This window comes from Rhodovulum sp. DZ06 (assembly GCF_050586345.1).
Classification (GTDB): Bacteria; Pseudomonadota; Alphaproteobacteria; order Rhodobacterales; family Rhodobacteraceae; genus JBOCEF01.
Map to the genome: position 1 here is coordinate 1 of NZ_JBOCEF010000096.1, position 3,941 is coordinate 3,941.

3 protein-coding genes are annotated in these 3,941 nt (G+C 69.8%); all 3 read left to right on the forward strand.

The annotated features are described in order from the left end of the window. On the forward strand, positions 1–489 hold a 489-nt coding region (locus ACQ5SO_RS21220), incomplete at its 5' end, for a (2Fe-2S)-binding protein (RefSeq protein WP_430943648.1). Between the two features lie 150 nt (positions 490–639). Continuing rightward, positions 640–3,018, forward strand: coding sequence for a xanthine dehydrogenase family protein molybdopterin-binding subunit (locus ACQ5SO_RS21225; RefSeq protein ID WP_430943649.1), 2,379 nt, complete (start codon positions 640–642; stop codon positions 3,016–3,018). 81 nt (positions 3,019–3,099) lie between these two features. Further along, positions 3,100–3,885, forward strand: coding sequence for an FAD binding domain-containing protein (locus ACQ5SO_RS21230; RefSeq protein WP_430943650.1), 786 nt, complete (start codon positions 3,100–3,102; stop codon positions 3,883–3,885). The last annotated feature ends 56 nt before the right edge of the window (positions 3,886–3,941 follow it).

Genomic DNA, 3,941 nt, shown 5'->3' on the forward strand with positions numbered 1-3,941 from the left:
ATGACGATCGTTTCGATGCGTGTGAACGGGAAAGCCGTTGCTGGGGATGTGGAAGGGCGGACGCTTCTTTCGGCTTTCCTGCGCGAGGAGCTCGGCCTGACGGGGACGCATATCGGCTGCGACACCTCGCAGTGCGGGGCGTGCACGGTTCACGTGAACGGCAAGCAGGTGAAGTCCTGCACCATGTTCGCGCTGGAGGCGCAGGGCGCCGAGGTGAAGACCGTGGAAGGCATGGCCAACGCGGACGGCAGCCTCGGCGTGGTTCAGCAGGCCTTCCAGGACCATCACGGCCTGCAGTGCGGCTTCTGCACCCCGGGCATGGTGATGGCGGTCTCGGCGCTGCTCGACCAGAACGCGAACCCGACCGAGGCGGAGGTGCGCCACCACCTCGAGGGCAACCTGTGCCGCTGCACGGGCTACCACAACATCGTGAAGGCGGCGCTGTCGGCGGCCGCGACCCTGCGCGGCGAGAGCGTGGCGGCGGAGTGACGCCGCGGGCCCCCGCGCGGGGGCCCAGGGCACGCAGATCGGGGGCGGAGCGGCGCATCGCGCCCGCCCCCTTGCCGGGGGAGGCCGCGAGAGCGGACCCGGCGACAGGACGCAACGCCCCCTGCGCGGGGGCCTTCCAGGGAGAGAACCATGCCCAAGGATTTCGGCATCGGGGCCGCTTCGAAGCGGCGTGAGGACGTGCGGTTCCTCAGCGGGACCGGCAAGTACACCGACGACATCAACCTGCCGCGGCAGACCTATGTCTACTTCCTGCGCTCCTCGGTGGCGCACGGGAAGATCAACGGCATCGACACCTCGGCCGCCGAGGCGGCGCCGGGCGTCGTGAAGATCTTCACCTCGAAGGATTTCGAGGGCGTGGGCGGCATCCCCTGCGGCTGGCAGGTCACCGACAAGCATGGCGAGCCGATGAAGGAGCCGGCGCACCCGATCCTGGCGACCGGCAAGGTGCGCCACGTGGGCGACCCGATCTGCGCCGTCGTCGCCGAGACGAAGGAGCAGGCGCGCGACGCGGCCGAGCTGATCGAGCTCGACATCGAGGAGCTGCCGGCGGTCGTCGACATGAAGGCGGCGCTGGAGCCCGGCGCGGCCACCGTGCATGACGAGCTGGGCGACAACCTCTGCTATGACTGGGGCTTCGTCGAGGAGAACAAGCAGGCGGTGGAGGACGCGATCGCGAACGCGCATCACGTCACCACGCTGGAGCTGGTGAACAACCGCCTCGTGGCCAACCCGATGGAGCCGCGCGCGGCGATCGGCGATTATGACCGCGCCTCGGGCGAGCACACGCTCTACACCACCTCGCAGAACCCGCACGTGATCCGCCTGCTGATGGGCGCCTTCGTGCTGGGCATCCCCGAGCACAAGCTGCGCGTCGTGGCCCCGGACGTGGGCGGCGGTTTTGGAACGAAGATCTTCCATTATGCGGAAGAGGCGTTCTGCACCGCGGCGGCCAAGACCGTCGGCCGGCCGGTCAAGTGGACCTCGGACCGCTCCGAGGCCTTCATGTCCGACGCGCATGGCCGCGATCACGTGACCAAGATCGAGCTGGCGCTGGACGAGAACGGCAAGTTCCTCGCCATCCGCACCGACACGCTGGCCAACATGGGCGCGTATCTGTCGACCTTCGCGCCCTCGGTCCCGACCTGGCTGCACGGCACGCTGATGGCCGGCAACTACACCACGCCGGTGATCTACGTGAACGTGCGCGCCGTGTTCACCAACACCGTGCCCGTGGACGCCTATCGCGGGGCCGGCCGCCCCGAGGCGACCTACCAGATCGAGCGCGTGATCGACAAGGCCGCGCGCGAGATGGGGATCGACCCGATCGAGCTGCGCCGGCGCAACTTCATCCAGCCCGACCAGTTCCCCTACGCGACCCCGGTGGCGGTGGAGTACGACACTGGCGATTACGACGCGACGATGCGCAAGCTCGAGGAGATGGCCGACATCGCCGGCTTCGCCGCGCGCCGCGCTGAATCGGCGGCGAAGGGCAAGCTGCGCGGCCTCGGCGTGTGCCAGTACATCGAGGCCTGCGGCATCGCGCCGTCGAACCTCGTCGGCCAGCTCGGCGCCCGCGCGGGCCTCTACGAATCCGCCACCGTGCGCGTGAACCCGACCGGCTCCATCGCCGTCTACACCGGGTCCCACTCCCACGGCCAGGGCCACGAGACGACCTTCCCGCAGGTGGTGGCCGAGATGCTCGGCATCCCCGAGGACCAGGTCGACATCGTCCATGGCGACACCTCCAAGATCCCGATGGGCATGGGCACCTACGGCTCCCGCTCGCTCGCGGTCGGCGGCTCGGCCATGGTCCGGGCGACCGAGAAGATCATCGCCAAGGCGAAGAAGATCGCCGCGCATATCCTCGAGGCCGCCGAGGGCGACATCGAGTTCGCCAATGGCGAGTTCTCCGTCTCGGGCACCGACAAGAAGCTGACCTTCGGCGAGGTGGCGCTGGCGGCCTACGTGCCGCACAACTACCCGCTGGAGGAGATCGAGCCCGGCCTCGAAGAGACCGCGTTCTATGATCCGTCGAACTTCACCTATCCTTCCGGCTCCTATGCCTGCGAGGTCGAGGTGGACCCCGACACCGGCAAGGTGGACGTGCTGGCCTTCCACGCGGCCGATGATTTCGGCAACGTGGTCAACCCGATGATCGTCGAGGGCCAGGTCCAGGGCGGCGTCGCCCAGGGCATCGGCCAGGCGATGCTCGAGGCCTGCCGCTATGACACGGAGACCGGGCAGCTGCTGTCCGCCTCCTACATGGACTACGCCATGCCGCGCGCCTCCGACGTGCCGATGGTCAACGTGGACCATTCGTGCCAGACCCCCTGCACCCACAACCCGCTGGGCGTGAAGGGCTGCGGCGAGGCGGGCGCGATCGGCTCGCCGCCCGCGCTGGTCAACGCCGTGCTCGACGCGCTCAACGCCGGGGGGATCGGCGTCGATCATATCGACATGCCGCTGACCCCGTCCCGCGTGTGGGGCGCCATCAACGCCGCCCGCTGAGGCGCGACGCGAGAGACAGGACCGGGCCCGACAGGCGCCCGGTCCGACCCAAGAACACTCCGTGAACACAGGGAGTAGACCATGTATGCTTTCGAATTCGTAAAGCCGAGCTCCGTCGCCGAGGCCGTCGCCGCCCTCAGGGACGAGGACGCGGCCCCGCTCTCGGGCGGGCAGACCCTGATCCCGACGCTGAAGCAGCGCCTCGCGCAGCCCTCGAAACTCGTGTCCCTCTCGGGGATGGCCGAGCTGGTGGGCGTCGAGGCGTCGGGCGGGACCCTCACCGTGAAGGGCGCCACGCCCCACGCGCAGGTGGCGGCCGAGGCGGGCGCCTACCCGGCCCTCGCCGCGCTGGCGGGCGGGATCGGCGACCCGGCGGTGCGGTCCCGCGGGACCATCGGCGGCAGCCTCGCCAACAACGACCCCTCGGCCTGCTACCCCTCGGCGGCGCTGGCCTCGGGGGCGACCATCGTCACCAACGCCCGTGAAATCGCCGCCGACGATTACTTCCAGGGCATGTTCGCGACCGCGCTGGACGAGGGCGAGATCGTGACGGCGGTCAAGTTCCCGATCCCCGAGGCGGCGGCCTACGTGAAGTTCGAGCAGCCGGCCTCGCGCTTCGCGCTGGTGGGCGTGTTCGTGGCCAAGTACGCGGACGGGGTGCGGGTGGCGATCACCGGCGCCTCCGAGGACGGCGTGTTCCGCTGGGCCGAGGCGGAGGCCGCGCTGTCGGCGGACTTCTCGGCCGGGGCGCTGGACGGGCTGGACCTGCCCTCGCAGCCGATGATCTCGGACCTGCACGGCTCGGCCGAGTACCGCGCGCACCTGTGCAAGGTGATCGCAAAGCGGGCGGTCGCGGGCGCCGCCTGAAACGGCGCGAGACGGTGAAGATGAGGCCCCCCGCCGGGAACGGCGGGGGGTTTTGC

What these genes read in the sequence shown, in the direction of transcription:
- ACQ5SO_RS21230 (WP_430943650.1), top strand. Translation starts at nt 3,100, where the DNA reads ATGTATGCTTTCGAATTCGTAAAGCCGAGCTCCGTCGCCGAGGCCGTC.
- ACQ5SO_RS21225 (WP_430943649.1), top strand. Translation starts at nt 640, where the DNA reads ATGCCCAAGGATTTCGGCATCGGGGCCGCTTCGAAGCGGCGTGAGGAC.